This window comes from Bradyrhizobium sp. HKCCYLRH3099, assembly GCF_051167855.1.
Taxonomy (GTDB): domain Bacteria; phylum Pseudomonadota; class Alphaproteobacteria; order Rhizobiales; family Xanthobacteraceae; genus Bradyrhizobium.
The window spans coordinates 44775-65983 of record NZ_JBNPTW010000026.1; the positions used below are offsets into that span (position 1 = coordinate 44775).

At 59.3% G+C, this 21209-nt stretch carries 19 protein-coding genes; 11 read left to right on the plus strand and 8 right to left on the minus strand.

The features are described from left to right. Positions 1–18 precede the first annotated feature (18 nt). Positions 19–1164: a DegT/DnrJ/EryC1/StrS family aminotransferase gene (locus ACQR1Y_RS32530; RefSeq protein ID WP_434879663.1), complete on the plus strand. Its 1146-nt coding sequence runs from the start codon at positions 19–21 to the stop codon at positions 1162–1164. Between the two features lie 252 nt (positions 1165–1416). Here ACQR1Y_RS32530 and ACQR1Y_RS32535 read toward each other — a convergent pair whose 3' ends face one another. Both ACQR1Y_RS32535 and ACQR1Y_RS32540 read right to left on the minus strand, forming a co-directional pair. Next, positions 1417–2460: a Gfo/Idh/MocA family protein gene (locus tag ACQR1Y_RS32535; protein WP_434879709.1), complete on the minus strand. Its 1044-nt coding sequence runs from the start codon at positions 2458–2460 to the stop codon at positions 1417–1419. Between the two features lie 47 nt (positions 2461–2507). Further along, positions 2508–2999, minus strand: coding sequence for an acyltransferase (locus ACQR1Y_RS32540; protein WP_434879664.1), 492 nt, complete (start codon positions 2997–2999; stop codon positions 2508–2510). A gap of 663 nt (positions 3000–3662) precedes the next feature. Between ACQR1Y_RS32540 and ACQR1Y_RS32545 the strand changes: the two genes are divergently transcribed. The 4 genes from ACQR1Y_RS32545 to ACQR1Y_RS32560 all read left to right on the plus strand — a co-directional run bounded on the left by ACQR1Y_RS32545 (position 3663) and on the right by ACQR1Y_RS32560 (position 8405). Further along, a complete protein-coding gene (locus tag ACQR1Y_RS32545; RefSeq protein WP_434879665.1) occupies positions 3663–4727 on the plus strand; it encodes an acyltransferase family protein in 1065 nt (354 codons plus the stop codon). Between the two features lie 249 nt (positions 4728–4976). Further along, on the plus strand, positions 4977–5864 hold the full coding sequence (locus ACQR1Y_RS32550; protein WP_434879666.1) for a family 16 glycosylhydrolase: 888 nt from the start codon (positions 4977–4979) through the stop codon (positions 5862–5864). Between the two features lie 36 nt (positions 5865–5900). Then, positions 5901–6974, plus strand: a complete 1074-nt coding sequence (locus ACQR1Y_RS32555) for an acyltransferase family protein (RefSeq protein WP_434879667.1) — start codon at positions 5901–5903, stop codon at positions 6972–6974. 144 nt (positions 6975–7118) lie between these two features. After that, a complete protein-coding gene (locus ACQR1Y_RS32560) occupies positions 7119–8405 on the plus strand; it encodes an O-antigen ligase family protein (RefSeq protein ID WP_434879668.1) in 1287 nt (428 codons plus the stop codon). A 528-nt stretch (positions 8406–8933) separates the two neighbouring features. On the opposite strand, the gene ACQR1Y_RS32565 is transcribed toward ACQR1Y_RS32560, so the two are convergent. Further along, complete coding sequence (locus ACQR1Y_RS32565) at positions 8934–9653, minus strand: Npun_F0296 family exosortase-dependent surface protein (protein WP_434879669.1); 720 nt, start codon at positions 9651–9653, stop codon at positions 8934–8936. Between the two features lie 506 nt (positions 9654–10159). Here ACQR1Y_RS32565 and ACQR1Y_RS32570 point away from each other — a divergent pair. Together ACQR1Y_RS32570 and ACQR1Y_RS32575 are read left to right on the plus strand one after the other, a co-directional pair. Then, complete coding sequence (locus ACQR1Y_RS32570; RefSeq protein WP_434879670.1) at positions 10160–11998, plus strand: hypothetical protein; 1839 nt, start codon at positions 10160–10162, stop codon at positions 11996–11998. A gap of 108 nt (positions 11999–12106) precedes the next feature. Further along, positions 12107–13348, plus strand: coding sequence for a glycosyltransferase family 4 protein (locus ACQR1Y_RS32575; RefSeq protein ID WP_434879671.1), 1242 nt, complete (start codon positions 12107–12109; stop codon positions 13346–13348). A 42-nt stretch (positions 13349–13390) separates the two neighbouring features. Here ACQR1Y_RS32575 and xrt read toward each other — a convergent pair whose 3' ends face one another. From xrt to ACQR1Y_RS32590, 3 genes are all read right to left on the minus strand, one after another. Continuing rightward, positions 13391–14275, minus strand: a complete 885-nt coding sequence (gene xrt, locus ACQR1Y_RS32580; RefSeq protein WP_434879672.1) for an exosortase — start codon at positions 14273–14275, stop codon at positions 13391–13393. 105 nt (positions 14276–14380) lie between these two features. After that, on the minus strand, positions 14381–14605 hold the full coding sequence (locus tag ACQR1Y_RS32585; protein WP_434879673.1) for an XrtV sorting system accessory protein: 225 nt from the start codon (positions 14603–14605) through the stop codon (positions 14381–14383). Positions 14606–14666: 61 nt separating this feature from the next. Beyond that, positions 14667–15545, minus strand: a complete 879-nt coding sequence (locus ACQR1Y_RS32590) for a hypothetical protein (RefSeq protein WP_434879674.1) — start codon at positions 15543–15545, stop codon at positions 14667–14669. Positions 15546–15779: 234 nt separating this feature from the next. Between ACQR1Y_RS32590 and epsI the strand changes: the two genes are divergently transcribed. Both epsI and ACQR1Y_RS32600 read left to right on the plus strand, forming a co-directional pair. Further along, positions 15780–16472, plus strand: a complete 693-nt coding sequence (gene epsI / locus ACQR1Y_RS32595) for an exosortase-associated protein EpsI, V-type (protein WP_434879675.1) — start codon at positions 15780–15782, stop codon at positions 16470–16472. 8 nt (positions 16473–16480) lie between these two features. Further along, on the plus strand, positions 16481–17176 hold the full coding sequence (locus tag ACQR1Y_RS32600) for a S1 family peptidase (RefSeq protein WP_434879676.1): 696 nt from the start codon (positions 16481–16483) through the stop codon (positions 17174–17176). Between the two features lie 12 nt (positions 17177–17188). Here the strand turns inward: ACQR1Y_RS32600 and ACQR1Y_RS32605 are convergent, their stop codons facing one another. Together ACQR1Y_RS32605 and ACQR1Y_RS32610 are read right to left on the minus strand one after the other, a co-directional pair. Further along, a complete protein-coding gene (locus tag ACQR1Y_RS32605) occupies positions 17189–18013 on the minus strand; it encodes a CpsD/CapB family tyrosine-protein kinase (RefSeq protein ID WP_434879677.1) in 825 nt (274 codons plus the stop codon). Between the two features lie 13 nt (positions 18014–18026). After that, positions 18027–19337, minus strand: a complete 1311-nt coding sequence (locus ACQR1Y_RS32610; protein WP_434879678.1) for a sugar transporter — start codon at positions 19335–19337, stop codon at positions 18027–18029. Between the two features lie 195 nt (positions 19338–19532). Here ACQR1Y_RS32610 and ACQR1Y_RS32615 point away from each other — a divergent pair, with 195 nt between their 5' ends. Both ACQR1Y_RS32615 and ACQR1Y_RS32620 read left to right on the plus strand, forming a co-directional pair. Continuing rightward, positions 19533–20378 (plus strand): ExeA family protein, encoded by an 846-nt coding sequence (locus ACQR1Y_RS32615; RefSeq protein WP_434879679.1) that lies wholly within the window; start codon positions 19533–19535, stop codon positions 20376–20378. A 145-nt stretch (positions 20379–20523) separates the two neighbouring features. Then, the gene (locus ACQR1Y_RS32620) at positions 20524–21135 is read left to right on the plus strand and encodes a polysaccharide biosynthesis/export family protein (protein WP_434879680.1); all 612 of its coding nucleotides are present in this window, start codon (positions 20524–20526) and stop codon (positions 21133–21135) included. Positions 21136–21209: the final 74 nt, after the last annotated feature.

A 21209-nucleotide genomic window follows, 5' to 3' on the forward strand; every position in this document is an offset into this window, starting at 1 on the left:
TATTTGGGGATTGTTGAAATGATACCGATTATCAAGCCTGTCATGGACGATCGGGAAGCGGATGCCGCACGCCGTGTGATCCTGAGCGGCTGGATCACGCAAGGCCCCGAAGTCGCAGCATTTGAGCGCGAATTCGCGGCGTTCATCGGTGCGGAACATGCGGTCGCAGTTTCGAATTGCACGGTCGCTCTTCACCTTGCGTTGCTCGCAGCAGGCGTTTCTGCCGGTGACGAGGTGATCACGGTCAGCCATTCCTACATCGCCACCGCCAACTCGATTGCCTATTGCGGAGCGATTCCTGTCTTCGTCGACATCGAGCCGGAGACCTTCAACATCGACCCGGAGCTGATCGAGGCAGCGATCACGACGAAGACCCGGGCCATCCTTTGCGTTCATCAGATGGGCATGCCCTGTAATCTGGACCGCATCGTCGCCATCGCTCGTCGCCACGGCCTGGTGCTGATCGAAGACGCAGCCTGCGCCATCGCCAGTGAAATCCGCGTGGACGGCAAATGGGAAATGATCGGTCGCCCGCGCAGCGACGTGGCATGTTTCTCGTTCCATCCCCGTAAGGTGATGAGCACCGGCGATGGCGGCATGCTGACGACGTCGAGAGCCGATTGGGCTGCGAAGTTTCGCCTGCTCAGACAGCATGGGATGAGCGTTCCCGATGTGGTGCGCCATGGATCGCCAAAGGTCATCTTCGAAGAGCACCCAGTCGTTGGCTACAATTACCGTATGACCGACATTCAGGCTGCCGTCGGTCGCGAGCAACTGAAGCGACTGCCCACGATCGTCCAGACGAGGCGCGAGCGGGCTGAGCGCTATATGGCACTGCTGGCATCAATTCCCGGCCTTGGACTCCCGGTCGAGCCCGCTTATGCCCGCAGCAACTGGCAAAGCTTCTGTGTACGGTTGCCCAACCATTGCGATCAGCGACAGGTCATGCAGACCATGCTGGACCACGAAATTGCGACTCGCCGCGGCATCATGTGCGCCCACTTGGAAAAGGCCTATTCGGAGATGCCACATCGGCACAAGCTGACCGAATCCGAGGTCGCGCAAACCAGAAGCATCATCCTTCCGTTGTATCCGCAGATGACGGATGCCGAGCAGGATCGTGTCGTCAGCGCGTTGGGCGATGCCTGTCGACCCTCGAAATAGTCTCTCACACGTGCGTCTGGGGCTACCAAAGCCTCTCGGAAGGATTGGAGCAACTGCCGCGCCGAGAGCGGTCGCGGGCTCCAGCCGCTGCTTGCCCGACCATGATGCTCGTCGCCAACTTGCTCAGAAGCCGGGGGGCCAAAGCCGCGACGACACCTGGATCGTTGAAGCTGTTCACGGCGTCCACGATCCCATGTCCTTGTTCTTGACCGCTTTGGAATTGACGTCCGCGGGTGAGATCGTGCTTGGACCTCAGGTGCCCGCAGGCGCCTCGTCGACCGGCCGGCGCCGAATATGAACTGTTTCGCCCCGACCTCCCATCGAGCTCGTTGCGGCTTCGATCAGCTCGACGATGCGCAGCCCAAAACGGCCGTCGGTCATCGGGATGGCGCCCTTGGCGATACAGTCAATGAAATGCTCGGCTGCAACCCGCAATGCCTCACCGCCATCTAGCTTGGGAGCCCACATGTCTCCCATACGATAGCCAACCCGCATTTCCTGGATCTGCTTCGGGTCGTCGGTGAAGCTCACGCCCTTGTCGTAGACTTTGACTTTCTCGCTCGGCTCCAGATCATCATAGGTGATCATCTTTTTGCTGCCGCCGACGAGAACCTGGCGGACCTTCACCGGAGCAAGCCAGCTGACGTTGGTGTGAGCTATCGTACCTGAATCGTAGAACAAAGTAATGTAAGCAAGATTTTCCGGCGTTCCCGGAAAGTGATTAATGCCGCTTGCCGATACCGCCGTGGGATGCTCGCCGAGCAGATAGGCAAGAATGGAAAAATCATGGACCGCCAGATCGGCGATCACGTTAACATCGCGCTGAAACAGACCGAGATTAACCCGAGTCGAGTCGTAGTAGAGGATCTTTCCTAGTTCTCCGGCCTTGACCAGCTCGGCCATTTTGCGGACAGCGCTGGTATAGACGAATGTGTGGTCAACAAAGAGCGCGAGCGAGCGTTTTTCCGCTTCCTCGACAAGCCGCTCCGCTTGATGACTTGTTTCGGTCATCGGCTTTTCCAGCCATAGATGCTTCCCGGCCTTGAGAGCGGCCATGCCAAACTCGAAGTGGGTCGAAACGGGCGTCGCGACAACGATAGCGTCGATGGACTTATCGACGACGAGATCGGAAAAATGCTTGGTGGTTCTGATCGCAGGGTAACGCCGCGAAACGGCTTCGAGCTGAGACAGCCTCGCATCCGCAACGGCCGACACCGTCACGCCGGGCAAGTCGACGAAGTTGCGGAGCAGGTTGGGACCCCAGTATCCGTATCCGACAAGGCCTATGCTAACCAATTTTTCAAATCCTTCGAGGTTGCCGAAATAGACGGGAGCCGTACGACTCAAACTGCTCGATTTTTTTCGTTGCGTGTGTTGCCGACGATGCGAGCGGGCACCCCTGCGACGATCGCATAATCAGGAACATCGACTGTGACGACTGCTCCGGCCGCGATCAGCGCGCCTTCCCCCACCGTCAGACCGCACAGGATGGTTGCGTTGGAGCCGATCGAGGCGCGGCGCCGGACCAGCGTCTTCTCGACCGCCCAGTCCGCCTCCGTCTGCGGACTGCCGTCGGGATTGGTTGCCCGCGGGAAGCGGTCGTTGGTGAACATCACGCCGTGACCGATGAAAACCTCGTCCTCGATCGTTACTCCCTCACAGATGAAGCTGTGCGACGATATCTTGCATCTCGCCCCGATCGCGGCATTTTTCTGAATTTCGACAAAAGAGCCTATCCGCGTCCCATCTCCCACGCTGCAGCCATAAAGATTGACTTGGCTTTCGTGATAAATCTGCACGTCCTTGCCCAGACGCACGGAGCTCGCGATTGGCATTACGCTTTTCCCTGTTCACGCTGCAACTTAAGGCTTCGTTCGTTGACGCGGAGGCCCATCGGCACGCCCCCACACATACTTTGTCTGCGTATGTTTTGGAAGTTTTGTAGGTATCTTGCTTAATGCTCCTCCGTTGACATCTCACATCGTAGGCTGAGGGGCCCCGCATGCAGCTGTTGTCGCGTGCTCCTCAGTAGCTCCAAAAAAATTCGCCCGAGCAGATCAGTAAGAGGTATTTAAATACCTTAATTCGGACGAGACAAACCCGTCGTTCATCTCCGCGGAGCGGACCCAAGCGGGCGAGCACATGAGCACGGAAGGCATAAAGCCAGGCCAGCATCTCTGTGCCGGCAGTCTTCTTCGGGCGTCGGCCCGGGGCATCGGGGCCGCCCCCACCACGCCACCCCCCGGGGTTTGCCGATTGGCGTCCGGCCGGTAAGCACTACAGATAAGTCGCTTGCAAGAGTTCAATCCCGGCGCGTTAACGCTGCCGAGGGAGACGATGCGCTGCCGGGGCGAGACAATTGCTATTGTGGGATCATCGACATAGGCTTTTCTGCCGCCGCGTGCGGCCCAGGTAAGGCTACATTCCGCGACATTGCGCGGGGCCGAATTGCGTTGCGGCGGCCGCTGCCCCAGCGTCAGAGTACAAGAGAGGCGTGCGTGGCGAAGCTCGAGTCAATCCAAGTGCTGCGGGCGGTCGCTGCGACCATGGTGGTGCTGTTCCATACCAAGACCTATGCTCAAGGCTATGCGGGGGTCGACATCTTCTTTGTGATCTCCGGGTTCATCATGGGCACCGTCGGGACGCAGGAAACGCCCGCCGGCTTCTTTCGCCAGCGACTGATCCGCATCGCGCCGCTCTACTGGACCATGACGCTGATCATGTGCGGCTTGTCGCTGATCCCACATTTCTTCCGTAACTTCACCTTCGACGCCGAGAGCCTGATCAAGTCAATCCTGTTTATTCCATATATCGATCAGACGGGGCATGTCTGGCCGCTGGTCATTGCCGGCTGGACGCTCAACTATGAAATGTTCTTCTACCTTGTCTTTACGCTAGGCCTCGTGCTCGGCCGTCCTCGACTGTTTTCGTCATCGCTCATGCTGTTGCTGATAGTCGCGGGCTTTGTGATCGCAAAGGATGGGGCGTTCGCACGAACCTACACGGATCCGATTCTGCTGGAGTTCGTTGCCGGCATGGCGTTGAGTGCACTCGGCCCGCTGGGCGGAGACCGGTTGGGCTTCCTCCAGCTGATTATCGGTGCAGGGGCATTCGTTGTGATCGGCACGATGGGCCTTGATCCCGGCGACGGCGTTCCTCGCCTGATCTTTCTTGGTCTCCCCAGCCTGCTGCTCGTCTCGGGAGCGTTAGCCGTCGAGAGGGCGGGACATTGGCCACGTTTGCCTTTGGCGATCATCCTGGGGGATGCCTCCTATTCCCTCTACTTGACGCATGGCTTCGTCGTCAGCGCCGCCGAAAAGTTCTCACCCCTTCATTCCACTCTGAATGCGGTCATCGTGCTCCTGGTCAGCTGCATTGCGGCGATCTTGTGCTATCGCCTTTTTGAACTGCCGCTCACCCGTCTGCTCCGGCGCTCCAACTTCCATGGTCTGGTCATGGCGCAACCGAGCGACACGGCCGGCACGGCGGCCACAACGACCATAGCGCCCGCAGCGAAGGTCGATCAGCGAGCCCATCGCGAGCAATCGGTTGAGCCATTGTGAGAAGAACCGCTTTGACGAGGTTTCTTACCGGCGCAAGTGCCCGACCGCGCGTGTCGCCAAAATCAGCCGGCCACCCGCGCCTATGTTCGGGCCACTCTGCTGGCGAGCGCTGCTGGGCCGTAGAACGATCCTGCTGTCGGCAGCGGAACTCTTTCCGGCCGCGTGGCTGCGGAGAGCGATTGACACAGACCAGATCGTTGCGATCTGGCTGCGTGTGATGTGACAGGGACGATCAGGATGACACGATTGATGAAGCGACATGTCGCTGCTTGGGCCCTGAGCATCGCGGCGATTGCGGCGGTGGGCGGGGCAGCCGCGATGACGGTGTGGCCAAACGCCACGACAGGACCCGGATTTCTCGAAGGGCTGACGGCTGCTGCCGCCGGTGATCGCATTCCGGTCCAGCTACCTCAGGCGATTATCAACACCGACGGCAAAGGCTGCAACCTGCCCGCGCTCGACGTCTCCGACATGAGCAAGTTCAACTACAAGGCCCGCTGGCATGCCTCGGAATGGGCAAACGCTGGCAGTACCATCGCCTGGAAGTACGATCATGTGCAACCCAGCGGCGGACAGATCTTCCTTCGGCTCGACGCTGACGGCGCACCGCAGCTGCAGGCAGTGGACGGAACCGCTGCGCAGGATGACGGCCTGTGGGAGGCCGATGTCACGCTTCCGGAGCTGCGCGAAGGCGTGATCGTTGCGCCATTGTGGATCTACGACAGGGATACCAAGGACGAGGTTGACTTCGAATTTGCAGGGCGTCGCGGACTGGACGTTTCGATGCACGCGTGGCCCGGCGGGCAGCATCGCACAACGACCATTCGGCTGTTCGCCGGCACCGATTTTTCTCATAAGCGGATGTGCTTCGGAATCCGGGCAAAGCGCGCCGCGGGGCAAGTCGAGATGCTGATCAATGGCGCGGTGGTCTATACCTGGGATCGAAGCAGGATGGATTTCTACATCTCGCATCCGATGCGCCCTTTCATCGAAATGTGGTCTGTCGATCCTGCCAGTCCGGGTATGGTGACGTGGGCTGGACGCTTCCAGGGGTTCAGCGCCGGCGAGCACATGACCATGATCGTGAACGGCTATCGTTTTACCCCGGCGTCATCGGCTGGCCCGGCGGCACGCTGACGCGCAAGCTGGGCACTTGGCCCTGAAAGGACGGCCGTGACGAGCCAACGGATCGCTTTCATCGACACCTTGCGCGGCACAGCGGCAATGTGCGTCCTTTTGCAACACGTCGTTGACCGATTGATCGTAGCAAATGTCAGCGGACACGAAGCATGGCAGTCGGTCTTCGTCTCATTGTTCGACGCCGGACGGCTTGGCGTAGGCGCATTCTTCATTGTGAGCGGCTATGTCGTGCCATTCTCGATCCGCCCCCCCATGGCGCTGCAAACCTTCGCGGTCGGGCGGTTCTTCCGCCTGTATCCGGCCTATTGGGTTTCGGTTCTGTTCGCCTATGCGGTGCTGACCTGGTACAAGCACCTCAACGTCCCGCCCTCTCATCTGATCGCCAATGCCACCATGCTCGAGATGGCAATGGGAGTGCCCGTCCTCTTGGGTCCATATTGGACGCTGATCATTGAGCTGGCCTTCTACGGCCTGTGCATGGCCCTTTATCTCTGCAACGGCCTGCATTCGCAACGCATGGCTCTGATGAGCATGATAGGGCTTCTGATGCTTGCCGTGGCGCTCAGCCTGATTGGACGCCTCACGGGTCTGTATCTACACGCCAATCTCCTGTTGAACCTTGCGCTGATGTTCTTTGGACTGGCCCTCCGTCATATCGACGAGAACGGAAGGGCCGACGCAGAGCAGCAGGTTTGGCTCGCCACGCTGGTGCTGGTGCCGGTGTCAGCCTTCGTGGTGCTCGGCGCGCCGGAGCGCGCCGATCCGCTGTTCACGCCCCTATCTTTCCTCACCGGCTATCTCGCGGCCATCGCCCTTTTCCTTTTGGCCCGCGCGCGGCTGACAGGAACGACGCGGTTGTTGGCCTGGCTGGCAAAGATCAGCTATTCCGTCTATCTGCTGCACGAGATTGTTCTGCTCGTACTGGAGGATTGGCTCTCGCCGGGGGCTGGCGGGGTCGTGCAGTTGACGTTTGCGGGAGCTGCTGTCGTCCTTACGCTGGCCTGGGCGGCGGTGGTCCATCGCTGGATCGAGCAGCCTGCCATCGATGCCGGCCGCAGGATCAACAAGCGATTGCGAGCGGGCGCACGGATCGCCGTGGCGTCTTAGAAGAAGACTGAGGCAACAGCGGTGTTCTGTGACAGAGGCGCGTCTGGCCGCGGGCTCACTTATCCATGGTCCGTTTATGTCGCTGATCTGATACTTTTGGATTGGTTGCGATCCTTGAGCTGAACCTGGGAACCACTCACATCCATGATCTCGTCGACCCTCGCTGCAACGCCCGATCAAGCGGCATGGAAACTTCGCGTAAGCTGGTGGGCCTGGCTTTGTGCGGCCATTTCGATCGCCCTGATCCAGACCGTCCCAACTGTGCCGGCCGCGGCATTCGTGCTCGTCGTTGGGCTCTACTGCGTGATCTTTCCGGCCCGCCCGCTCGCCGCTCTCAGTTGGAGTCCTATTCCCTGGATGATCGTCGGCCTTGCGGCCCTCTCGGCCTTGTGGTCGCCATTTCCGATGTTGTCGGCGCGCGGAGCCGCGCAGCTTGGCCTCACAACCCTCGCGGCGCTGCTTTTCGCTCGGGCGCTTCCGCCCTTCTTGTATATCGCCGTGCTGATGTACTCGTTTCTAGCATCAATCCTTTACCATCATTTTGTTGCGCCAGCGTTCGGGTCCAAAAACCAGCTGGCCTTGGCAGCCGCGCTTGCTCTGCTCTCAAGCTTCTGGGTTATGGTTGACCGGCAGCAGCCGAAGATCTCGCGTCTGGTCGCCTTGTTGGCGATGGTGACGTTGCCTCCCATCTTCGTCGCTTCCAACTCCGCCGGCGCCATGATTGCAGGTATTATCGCCCTGCTTTGCTCTGCTGGCCCGTATATGCTGCGCTCAGCGCGAGCAAGCGTTCGCTATCAGCTGATCGGGGTTGCGGCGCTCGTCGTCTGCATGGCGATCGGGATCGCGTATATCATTGACGACAACATTATCGACCTCGCACTTGCCTCTGTCGGAAAGGACACCACTCTCACGGGCCGCACACTGCTGTGGTCGCACGCTCTTGACGTGATTGCCGAGCATCCATTCGGCGGCATGGGCCTCCAGGCGGTCTGGGCTCCTGGCGACCGTTGGGCGGAAAGGTTCTGGGCGTTTTTCTACATCTATACGCGCAACGGATTCCACTTCCACAATCTCTGGCTGGAGCTTGGCGCAGAGCTGGGCCTGACCGGAATCGTGCTTGGCGTGTTGACGACGCTGCTCGTCGTTTTCGAAACCTTCCGCTGGGTATTGGAGGATCCAAAACCGGAAAGTTGCTTCTTTGCTGGCTACGTCGCGTTGGCGGTCTTCCGGACGTTTGCAGAGGTCGAACTCTTCATAGCCCAGTTCTACATGGCACCCATGATCTTCCTGGCCGCCTATTACTATGCCGCGACAGCGCGCGATGCTCGCGCCGCCAGACACTCGTTCCTCGCGGCCGATGCAAACATGCCAATGCTCGCCGACGGCGCGTTGGCGCCGCCGTTGGCGGTCAAGCTGAGAACCGAGTCCTGACCAAGCGACACGTCACCTGAGCACTCCGACCGAACCCGGCCCCCTGGTGCGCTGGGCTTTGTCTGAGTTGAATCAGGTGCCTCAACCCAGGCAGGCGGCTTTCCTGGCTCGTCGACACCATCATGGAAGAAGCTTCAATGCACGCTTGGCCCCGTGCCTGATGGTTCAATTCACGGCCACCAGGCATAGGGCCAGACTGGAGCCAGCCGGCGGATGCCTGGCCCCGCAGCGCCGATCGCGGGTCGAATCCGCCGTCGCCGGATAGGGTCTTCAAACCTTTAAGCGCGCCCAATCATCGCTGCTCGCTCGCAAGGTAAGCGATCTGACGCGGCAGCAAACTGCAGCCTCCAGAGCGCCCCAGCTGAGCCACTGACGAAAGGCTCAAGAGATCAGGCATGGACGACAGACCATGCCGTCTACGATGCAAAAGCACGACCTAAGACGCCTGCGGCCGGCTCCGTAAGGCGACAGCAAAAAAAGCTGCCCGAACGGGGCAGCTTTTTCATGTTCATAGCTCAGGCAATTCGCTCAGACGAGGCGAAAAGCCGGACCGCCGCTGCGGCGACGATATCCAATGAGACCGACGCTCATGAAGCCGAGGACCATCATAACCCAGGTCGATGCCTCGGGCACCCCCGGCGTGATCGTGTTGAAGTTGACGGCGATATTATCAACCTCGAACGAGTTCTGGTTTCCGCTGCTCAACACGACAGTGTCAAAGTAGGAAGCCGCGTCGAAGTTGAATTCGACATAGCGGTTCGAACTCGGCGAGGTCAGATTTGCCGGCAATGATGCAATCAGACCCGTGATGTCGTTCCCGCCAAACGTTCCGATAAGGGCGTTGTTCTTATAGAACGAGATCGAATTGTAGGTGTCGAGCGATCCGATATAGAGACCAAAATAGGTGCCCAAGCTCCCATTGTTGATCTTGACCGTCTCCGTCGTATTTCCGAAGACGCTCAGGTAATTTGATGTGTCCGCTCCGCCCTGAAAGTACGGCGCAGCATATTGACCGGCCAGACTTCCATTCTCGACCTTCGCGCCTTTAGACGAAAAATCCAGGGCGCCATTCGTGAAATCCGCAAAGCTTCCGGCAGTGCGGCTGTCGAACGTTTCGAGAACCTGGCCCGGGACAACTGCAGGAACATTGGTGCCGAAGCTCAGCAGGTTCAGCGTAACGGCAGCCTGCGCCGGGACGGAAGCAATGAATGCGGCAGTCAGTGCCAGCAGAGCCAATGATTTTCGCATTACGCGACCCCCATCTAGATTTTGGATAAATGAATTCTTAACGCGGTGTAACCTGATTATCGCTTTGGTGCCGCGAAGGCAAGGTCAGTTAGCCGCGATCTAGCCACTGGGAAGACACGAACTGATCGCTGTGCTTGTGCAGCAACATCTTTCAACGGGCGGGATCGTTGACGCATGCGCCCATCGGAAAAAGGCGAGGGGGCAGGATGTCATTGATTTTATGTACAAAACTGTAGGCCCATCGCTCAGAGCACGATGGCGGGCTAACGCCGCCTCGCTCGAGAGGTATGATATTAGGTTTGCGAGCCGCCCCGATCGGTTTAATTACGAGAAGGTTTCTCCACGTGTTTTATGTCAACGTGCGGCCCTATTGAGCGACCTCCTTCTCTTGTTGAGTATTTTTAGCCGATATGGCCGTGGATCCTGCGCGCAGACCGAGCAATTTTGACCTCCTGGCCCAGCCGTTTCGGCTTCTGCGCGTTACGCCGTCGGCGACGAAGCGTGTCTTGGACGATGCACTGCTTTTTGCCCGAGACGCAAAAGCGGCCTCACCCGACGAGCTCCTGATCGCGCATCAAGCCCTTTCCGACCTTGATATCCGGCTGGTTCATGAGCTGGCGTATCCGCTGGCCTGCGCGCCTGACGAGATGGAGGCATTCCAGATCGCCCTCCGCGATGATCTATCGATCGACCAGGCGTTGTTATCTGCGCAGCGGCTATCGCCGCTGGATCGCGCCAATTTCCTAGCGCGGGTTGCGAGCCGACAGCCTGCACCGGGCGAACTACTCATCGAGCTAATCTTGGCGCAAGCCGCCATTGACACCAACGAAGTCTATACGGCGCTCAAGGCCATCCGACAGAGTGCCGAGCTGCCGCCGCCGTCCCTGGTCAGTGTCAGTGACAGCGTCTCGCTTGTGTGCGACCTCCAGATGGCAGCGGCCCTCCGGGGCTACCGCACGGTCTGGGACGCGATCCCGGCCGTACTGGACTGCACCATCCATATTCTCTCCGCAAAGGCCAGCGACGCATGGAGCCGCCTCGATCTTCTGCTGGACAAATACGAGGCCACGATCGACGGGCCACGGCGAGAGGCCGCAGGCTTCATCGAGCAGGTTTGCTTGTTGTTGCGAGAGCAGCCAAACCACCGGGCGCTACACGAGCGACTCACAGATTCGGTCCATCTATGGACCTCGCTTTGCCGCCCATTGCTGGCGCGTCAGCTGACACTCGGCTCCGAGACGGACCTCGATACGCCGCTCGGGATGATCCGTGCTCTCCTCGAAGAGCTGGCGCAAACCGGCGCATCCAAGGCCGCGCTGGCGATCAGCGATGCGACCCGTGAGATCTTTGCGGCAGTCCCGACAACGATGGACCAACTCAGCGCGGACGCGCGGCTGTTGTCCCGATTATCTATGGCGGCGCAAGTCGAGGAACTGAGTGCGGCAATCGAGAGCGCGCAGACGAATTCGTCGGAAATCATTGCGGCGCTCGAAAGCTCGGGATTTGGCGAGCAATCGGCTGGGCCGGCAAAGGCACTCTGGACAGCGTTCACCAATGCGGCAAAGATCGCAGATACGGCAGCGCGTGAACTCGCGTGGAAAGAGACGCACCAACTGACCTTGCGGCTGAGCAATGCACCCGGCGCAGGAAAAGCCGTCATCGCACTCATTTCGGGGTTGATCACCTATGGCGAGGCCAACGGCGCGCCGCCGCAGTTGCTCAAGGAGATGCGCAACAGCCTTCAATTCATGCGATCCTTTGTCGGAGCAAAGCACCCCAAAGGCGGCCGACAGCCGCTTGCGGCGCCCGCTCCGCCATCTTCACGACGGCCCAAACTGGTCGAAAGCCTGATCGGGCGGCTAAGGCGATTGACGTCCGAGCGCACACCAGGCCCCCGGGGAAGCCTGAAGCGCAGGCTCTTGCGCTCCCTCGCCTTCGGAACCGCCGGCCTTGTGGCGATCATGCTGGGCGGAGCCGCCATCAACCTCAGTATCCGCTGGCTGGGAGGCTCTTCGTCGGATCTTGCGGCGCCAGCCACAACTGCAACAGCAGATGCTCCTCCCCTTGCACCACAGGCCATGCCTCCAGTTGGCACCGGACAGCACCTGGAATTGCAAGCGGTCCGCTATTGCCATTTTCAGAAAGAGCGTCTGAGGCTCATCAAGCAGTGGGTCAAGACACCAGAGCAGGCTCGGCATCTGAACCTGCTCGTGGTCGATTATAACGCCCGCTGCTCAGACTTCTTCTATCGCGACGAAGATCTGAAACAGGTTCAGGCCGAGATCGATGCGAACGCCCATCGTCTCGAGCTTGAGGCCAAACAGATCATTGCAGGGTGGCAATAGCGTGAGCCAGGGCCTAAAACGCTCACCGCTGGCATCCAACCTCATCAGAGAATGTGACGCGGGGATCCGCCCGGGCCGAACCGGCAAATTCATCGCAAAAGACTGGACATGCGCATCGTCATCGTCGCAAGCAATGCATCTCGTCGCTTCGGTGGCGAAGCTTTCATTCCGTTCAACTACTTCCGGCTGCTGCTGGCGCGCGGAGAAGACGTTCACCTGGTCGCTCATGCACGCAATCGCGAAGAACTCTACGAAGAGTTTCCCGATCATCTCGAGCGGCTGCATTTTGCCAAGGATACGGCGTTCCACCGCGGCATGATCTGGTTGAGCCGCTTCCTTCCCCGAAGGGTGGCCGACATCACCTGCGGCCTGGCGATCCATCTCAGCACACAATTCGCGCAGCGGCGCTTGATCATTGACCTTATGAATCGTGGGCGCGTGGATGTCGTCCATGAGCCAATTCCGGTCTCGCCGAAGACGCCATCGTTAATGTACGGTCTTGGCACCGCGGTCGTGGTTGGCCCTCTCAATGGCGGAATGGAATACCCGGAGGCGTTTCGGCGGGAGCAGGATGTACTGTCTCGAGCAGCACTTCGACTCGGCCGTTCACTTGCCGGAATGGTTCAGTTCATCTTCCCGGGCAAGCTGCGTGCGAACGTCGTTCTGGTCGCAAACCAGCGAACCCGCCTTGCGTTGCCCGACGGCGTGTCGGGCACAATCTCAAAGCTCGTCGAGAACGGGGTGGATTTCTCGATCTGGCGTCGCGAAAGCCAGAGCGAGGGCACGACAGGAAAGTTCATCTTCGTCGGCCGTTTGGTGGACTGGAAGGCGGTCGATATCGTCATCGAGGCGCTGGCAAGGATTTCTGAACGCTCCTCGCTTCAGCTCGAGATTGTCGGAGACGGCCCGATGCGCAAAGATTGGGAGGCACTCGCCGAACGCGAGGGTGTCGGATCGCAAGTGATGTTTTCCGGCTGGCTGTCCCAGGAGGCATGTGCGGAGCGCATGCGCGCATCATCCGCACTCGTCTTACCTAGTCTCTTCGAGTGCGGCGGGGCGGTGGTTTTGGAAGCGATGGCGATGGGTCTGCCCGTGATCGCGACAGATTGGGGAGGGCCCGTTGACTATCTCGACTCGAGTTGCGGGATATTGGTCAAGCCGGAGTCTCGCGAAGCTTTGATCGACGGCTTTGCCGCGGCCATGCGCGAACTCGCATTGTCGGCTCCGCTGCGCAACCGCCTTGGTGAAGCAGGTTACGAACGCGCACGTGCGCAGTTCGATTGGGACCGAAAGATCAATCAGATCCTGGAAGTGTATCGGTCCGCTGCAGGTCAAGCCATCAAACGCTAGCTTTACGCGATCGCAGCGTGGCTGCGCCAGTGGCATATGCCGTCACGACCGTTGCCGGCGGAACACCCTGAGCAGAAGGCTGAGTACGCCGTCCGAGAGGAACATCAGGACCACAGCGACGACGAAGAGCAGAACTCCCGTCAGATCGTGAAGCGGTCCTTCCATCTTGTCGACGCCGCCATAATAGGCAATCAGCACCAGCGAGGTGACTCGCAGAAAATTGGCTAACACGGTGATGGGTATGATCAGGAGCAGAAGCGCGAAAGCTCGGATCTTTTCGTCCCACCGGAACGCGTAGACGTAGAATGCTCCCAGAGCCGAGAGAACGAAGATGGAGTTCAGACCCGAGCAAGCATCCTGAACGAGCAGCTGATAGGGCCCAATCAATATGACTACGCCGTTCTGCGCGATCGGATAGCCGGCGGTGTAGAGCAGCTGGGTGACCGAGTCCGATATGAAGACCTTCAGCGGGATCGTGGCAGCGTCCACCATCCAGCCGGGCGCGGGTGCCGAGAAGATCAAAAATCCAATCGGGAAGGCCAGAATCCGCAACAGTCGCCAACCAGCCAGCAACAATACGATACCGGCGATCACCGGGAGCTCGGAGAGGACTTCGAGAAACCAGACGTCCTGATTTCGCGCCAGAACCAACACGCAGAGCCCTGAAAGCAGAGCGACCCAGCCCGGTAAAGGCGCCGGACGGAGCTGGATATCCCAGATCAGCTGGCGTGAGCGCCAAGCGAGCCACGCCGAAGCGGCTATGATCAGAGGGCCGTGCCCCTCCTGCTCTGTTCGCCACGGCCCCTCGGCCAGGGTGATGAAGGTGGGCGTATACGCGACTGCGAACGCGACGGCGACCACAGCGGGCCAAAGCCAACGTCGTGACGCAGGTGCCCAGGACGCTGCGCTGGTATCGAATGAGGTCATCACGCCTGAAATCTCTTACCAAAGGGCCAAGGCGTACCATCGGGCGAAAAACTGTGCAATGGCACGACGGAGGCGCGGTTTTCGACGCCGCGCGACGTTTAGCCGTCAGTCGGCGCGGAGCGTGAGAATCGCATGGACTGCTCCGGCTCCGATCAGCAGAAGCGCAAACAGCGTCCAGCCATTGTTACCCAATTGGTTCGCGCCTGCGAAGGCGATAGCGCTGAGCACCAGCCGCAGCAGGGTGCGCGGCTCCCGGTCCGACCAGACAAAGAACGCGATCGCCATTGCCAAAAAGCAGAACACAGTCAGGATATCGAACGGTTCGTTCATGGTTGCCACGACCCCTGACGGGCAGAGCCTCAGATTTTGTCGGACTCGGGGGAATTTTAGATCATTGGGGGGCCTGCATCTTCATGATTTCGGCGTATTCGCCCTCGTACTTGGCGGCCAATACTGCCTCGATTGACGCTAGACTTGCCTCCGACCTCGCCAGATCGAGCTGCATGGCTTGACGCGCCTGGCGAGCTGCCGCTTCTCCCTCCAATGGCCTCGTCTCCACCGAGTTGACTTTAAAGAACAGGCTGTTGGGTTGGCCGCGAAGCAGGAAGACATCATCCGCTTGCTGCGTCCGTATGCGGTCAAAGACATCTGCCGGAATATCTGCGCTGCTCAACGTCCCTGTCGAGCGGGAATGGGCAATTCCGAGCGCCGTAAGCTTCTGAACTACCTCGTCGAGCGACTTCATCTCGCGGGCTGCATCAAACACTTCCTGCGAGGCAGCATTTGTGGGCACCACGATCTGCTCGATCCTGGCAACCTGACGGTTGGCGAACTTCATTGGATTGTTGTTGATATAGAGCTCGACATCGCTCCCGACAATCGCCGAGCTCTTCTTGGCGACATCCCGCGAAGCAGCAGCCTTGGCGAGAACAGTTTCTCGCGCGCGCAGAAGATCGAGCAGAACGGTCGGCTCGCGATCGAGCTTTGCGTCCAGAGCCTGGCGCACAAGATATTTCCGCGAGACCAGCTCTCCGAGCACCTGCTTGACCACCGCAGGATCCTTACGCTTGTCCGTCGGTACCTGAGCGATGCGAAGCTCATTGTCGAGCTCTTGCGTGGTCACAACATCCTCACCGAGACGGGCGACGATCTGGCTCTTGGCCGCCTCGGCCTTCTCCTCGACCTTTTTGCTGCATCCAATCAAACCGACGCTGCATAGCACGATCGATGCAGCAATCCGACATGGACGTGCGAGCCTGAATACGCTCATCAAATAGCTCCGAAACGAAAAATGGCCTTTATCGCAGGTCGAGTTGGCCGGTCGGTCGTTCTGCCGCACCGCCCGGCCGCTGCCTTCATCTCAGCATGGCACCGGAACCGCTCGTATCGCTATCTCCGGCTCGCGTCGAGGGCCTTGGCCGCGCTTGAGAAAAATGGCCTCTTATGGTGATATCCGGCCGCAGTCCGGCTGTACGGCCTGCGAGTTCGTATCCGAGGCTCCGCGATGAAAGTCAATCCGGTTCAGGCTATCCTTGCGGCGCTTGCGATTCTGGGTTCGGCACTGCTGGCAGAGACGCTGCGGCCGCGGGAACTGATGGCCAATGCCTCAAGCGTGCCTAATCTCGAGAAGGTCATTCCGACCAAATTCGGCGAGTGGACGCTGGTCCCGAATGTCGGCCTAGTTACGCCGGATCCCTCTGGTTTCGTCGAGGACGCCTCGGTCAAGATCTACAGCCAAGAGGTCGGACGAGGATACATGGACCGGGCTGGCAATATCGTCATGCTGCTGGTCGCCTACGGACCGGCGCAGGATTATCGCCTCAAGGCACACCTTCCCGAGGTCTGCTACGGCGCCGCCGGCTTTCGCGTGACCGAGAAGCGGGTTGGCTCTGTCTCGTACCGCGCCGAAGCCAATCCCCTGCCGCTGAGCCGCGTCACAGCGACCAAAGAGGGACGCTTCGAGCCGGTAACCTACTGGATCCGCATCGGCAACAACGTTGTGACGGGGGTTTTCGACCGGCAGCTTGCCCGCATGAAGTACGGTCTAATGGGGCTCATTCCGGACGGGGCACTGTTTCGTGTGTCCACCGTCGGCATCTCCGAAGATGCTGCCTACCGGCTGCAGGCACGATTCATTCAAGATCTCATCACGGCCATTGGACCCAACAACGAGAAGTTCTTTGTCGGGGCTTCCTGAGCCGTGCGATGATCTTCGTCACCTCCCGCAAGATCGGACATTTCGGGTGGTGCCTCTCATTGGTCTTCAGCCTGAGTTGCTCCACGGTCAAGGCGGCTGATCGCCCGAAATCCTTGTCGCCGTTCGCGGTGGCCGTCAATTCGCCTGAGCAGGTCCGGCTCGGCAGCGGCATCTACCTTGGACGGGGCCTAGTTTTGACGGCCTCGCACGTGGTCGGCAGGTGGCATCCGGCGTCGCGGGTTTCGATCGCCGGCAAGCAACTGCCGGCCAAGATTGTAAAGCAGGAACCGTTCGAAACGTCCGATCTGACGCTGCTTTCAATTGACGATCACGAAGTGCCGCCGGAGACCAAGGCGCTACGCATCGCCCTGTGCGCATTTCCTCCGGTACCGGGCGAACGGGTCATGAGCGTCAGCCCCGAGCAGGTCGTCGCTACCGAAATCCTCTCGCCGGTCTGGGTCCCGCTGGACGCGCGCAAATTCGACACGCTCATCAAGGACGTCGCGAGCACCGGCAATTCAGGATCCGGCGTCTTCGACGCAGAGACCCAGTGTCTCCTCGGCATCGTGAGTCGTAAGATTTCTCAGGTGATTCCGCCGGCAAAAGGCAGCGGTCAGCAGCCTGCCATTTTCGACATCGCGAAGTATTTCGTCCCGGCAGCCAAGATCGCCGCCTTCCTTCCTGCAGGCCTTTTGGATCCCTAGACCGTCGAGTGCTCACTTTGGACCATAGTGGTAGCCGTAGCCATAGTAGCTCTCTGAGCGTTCCGAGACCTTATTGACCAGGACGCGAACGATCGGCGCCGACTTCAGGTGTTTATAGCATTCCTTGATGTCGGGAAGCGTCGACGTCCCCACCGCTGTGACAAGCAGAATCGACTCCAGCCAGGGCAAGATCGCAAGCACATCATCCCCAATCAGAACGGGAGGCAGGTCGAGAATGATGACGTGAGACCTGAAATCCCTCTTCAACGTCTCGACGAACGCGGTCATCGCCTGTGACGCCATCCACTCGGCCGATCCAGACCTGCAGATTTCACCCGGCAGAACGAGCATTTCGTTTGCCTGAATGGAGGTGCGGATGATGGTGCTGCTAAGTCCGGCTCGCACCTGCAGCACGCTCAGGATTCCGTTCTTGGCTTCAATGCCGAGATAGTCAGCAACCTTCGGCTTCATCATGTCCAGATCGATGAGCAGCACGGAACGCTCCGGCAAACGCGCGATGCTCATGGCCAGATTGCATGCGGTCACTGTCTTGCCGCAGCCCGCGGTCGGTGAGGTGATGGCGAGGATCTGCCAGCCCTGGTCGTCCATCGCCTGCAGCACCTGAGTGCGCAGCATGTCATAATAGCGACCGCTTTCCAGCATCGGATCGTGAGCGACAATCCGCTTGGATTCCAGATGTGCAGCGTTGAGCCTGACATCGCGGTAGGCGGCGTCACCGCCCGCCGAGGCTTCGGGCGTGAATGGATCGAACGAAGCTTCCTTCGCGTTCAGACGCGCCGACCTGGCTCGCTCAAGCGCCTGCCTTATCGGATCCAAAATCTCTCTCCCGTTACCGAAACAATCCGACGCGGGCCTTGGCGATCATCAAGTCCCATGGCAGCAGCACAATGGCGAGCAAAGAAACGAAGACCACCAATCCGATGCCCGCGGCGATCAACAGCCAGGTCCGTCGCTTGCTCCGTAGGACTTCGCCCTTGGTTACAATGTAGGGCAGCGCCACGACGAAGTGGCTGTCAAACACACCATAAATGTCCGCGGTCCGTCGAATCGTCTTGTCCATCATTTCCAAGAGCAAGGTCAGGCCACCTCCAACGCCCAAGCCCAGCAACAGACTGAGGCCGAGGATCTTTCGACGGTTGGGACGGATCGGCTCCTGGGGGACCGCGGGCTGTTCCAGGACTTCAAATTTTTCCGACTGCTGGTTCTTCTCCAACGCCTCGCCCAACTGGGCCGTGGCAAATTTGGCACTGGCATTTTCCAGGTTCTTCTGAATCGCCTCGCGCTGCGACTGCAGCGCATCCAGCGTCCCGCCGTTGGAGATCGTGGGACCGGCCGCTTTTTCGGCAGCTTCAATCTGACGCTTAAGAGCTTTCATCAGCGGATGCTTGTCCGAATAGATCGCGCCTTTCTGCGCATATTCGGATTTCATCTGAGCCACGGGATCGGTGGCTCCCGCGCTGGTGACGCCCTGACTTTCCTTCGCCTGGGCGATCTTCGCCTCAAGAGCAGCGCTCTCCGCCTGGAGACGCTCGACCTCGCGGCCAAGGAATTTGGTCGTATCCGACGCACGGCTGGTGCGGTCGCGAATATCCTCATTCAGGATTCGGGTCACCAATTCGTTGGCGACGCCTGCAGCCAGGCTGGGGTTCGAATCCTCGTATCCCACTGTGAAAACAATGGTGGGGTTTTCAGTGCGGCGGGAGAAAGAGAGAGTTTGATTGATGACGGTGATCGAGGTCTTGGCTTTCACCAAATCGACGAGCTGCGTCGGTGACATCAGGTTTCGTTGCGCCTGGAACAGCTGGAACTTATCGACGATCGCGATCAGATTGTCGCGGGTCATCAGACGTTGCTCGATGACCTGAATACGCTCCTGAGCGGCGCTGGTCACGGTCGGCCGCACCAGCTCGGTCGGGATCAGCTGCGACTGGACCAGAATCTTGCCTTCCGAAAGGTAAGTTGGCGGCAAGACCCACGCAACGGCAGCACCGGCAGAGACGATCACGATTAACGGCAGCACAAGATACAAGAAGCGGCGCTTCAAGATCTCCCAATAGAAGGTCGGCCTGAGAAGATTGCTCTGGCGATCGTCCCCCGTCTCGGCGTCGTCCTCGTAGTTAACCTTCTGAAGCGTCGGCAAGCGAATCAGGCCCTACGGGTGAGTGGCGCGGTTGCAAATAATGTACCATTTAGATATGGAAAAGTGGATGACATTTAGACCATTGCGCTGCCGAACCACAATAAGTTTGTTAAGCTGTATTACCGCATGATCACTTGGCGCCAAGGATGGCGAAGAGGGATGATCTAAGACGGCGCAGCCTTTCAGGGAACAGCGATGTACGAGGCGTATTACGGGTTTCGCGAGAAGCCCTTTACGATCCTGCCAGACCCCGACCTGATCTACTGGGGCAACATGCATCGCATGGCCTACACCATGCTCGAATTCGGTGTGACGAACAACGCCGGCTTTACCGTCATCACGGGAGGAATCGGATGCGGCAAGACCACGCTGCTTCGGCATCTCCTGAAGAAGCTCAGCACCAACGTGACAATGGGGCTGATATCCAATTCGCCGCAGGGCCGGCATGAGCTGCTGCAGTGGATCCTGATGTCGTTTGGACAGCCCTTCGATGGCGATTATCCGACGCTGTTCAAGAGGCTGCAGGAGTTTCTCTACCGGCAGTACACCGGGCGTCGGCGGGCCATCCTGATCATCGACGAAGCGCAGAATCTCGGGCTGGACGCGCTCGAGCACCTGCGGATGCTTTCCAACATCAATGTTGACAAGCATCAGATCCTGCACCTGATCATCGTGGGCCAGCCGCAATTGCGCGACCTGCTGCTTAATCCCCAGCTGCACCAGTTCGCCCAGCGGATCTCGTCCGATTTTCATCTTCAGCCGCTCAGCCCGAGCGAAGTCGCAAATTACATTGCGTTCCGGGTGACCGAGGCCGGATCCGACCGGATCATGTTCACGCTCGACGCGGCGGCAAAGATCGCGGACGCCAGCGGCGGCGTCCCGCGGACCATCAACATCCTTTGTGACACTGCGCTGGTGTACGGATATGCGAACGGCATCGACGTCATTTCGGGCGACGTCGTCGAAGACGTTATTGCAGATAAGCAACAGTTCAGCATTTTGCCACTTCACAAACCCTCCAAAATCGCTAAGTACAAGTAAAAACGATGTTTTTCATAAAGATTACCGCCCAACGACAGCGCTGCCGGAGGCTGTTCAGGCTTGCGCCTTGAGGCCTCGCTATCCATAGTGGGCGCGGAATTGACACAAAATTGCTTTGCGTCTGCACGGGCATACTGAGCGGAAGATGCGTAAACTGATTGCATGGATCGGAATTGTGCTGATTTGGGCGAGCGCGAGCTTTGCCCAGAGTTCCGACGTGACGCCGGTTACGCTCAAGCCGGGCGACACCTTGTCAATCACCGTGCTGCAGGATCCGAAATTCGACCGCACTGTGATCGTCGATCCTAACGGGCAGATTGCATTTCCGCTGGCGGGTCACATCACGGTGAGCGGATTGACCCCCCAACGCCTCGAAAGGGTGCTCAAGAGCAGGCTGCAACGCAATTACAAGGACGCCGGCGAGCTTGAGGTGACGGTGGCACTCACCAATGCCGCCAAGCCCGATACGCCCGAAGAGGACCTGAAGCCCAAGATTTTCATTACGGGTGAGGTTCTCCGGCCAGGCCCCTATGCTATTCGGCAGGCCACCACATTGGTGCAGGCGCTGTCGCTCGCCGGAGGGCTTGGACCATTTGCCGCCCGGCGCCGGATTCAAGTGCGCCGCGGCAGCGGCGCCAATGAGGTGATCTTTTCGTTCGATTACAAGAGCTACGAGGCGGGCGGAACTCCGGAGGCCAATATCGCGCTTCAAGCTGGGGACGTGATCATCGTACCGGAACGCGGCTTCTTGGAATGACCATGATCGGGGTCGCGCGGGTGAAACGGGTTACGCCTATCGTTGCGGCTTGCGTGGGGCTGCTGCCCTGCCCA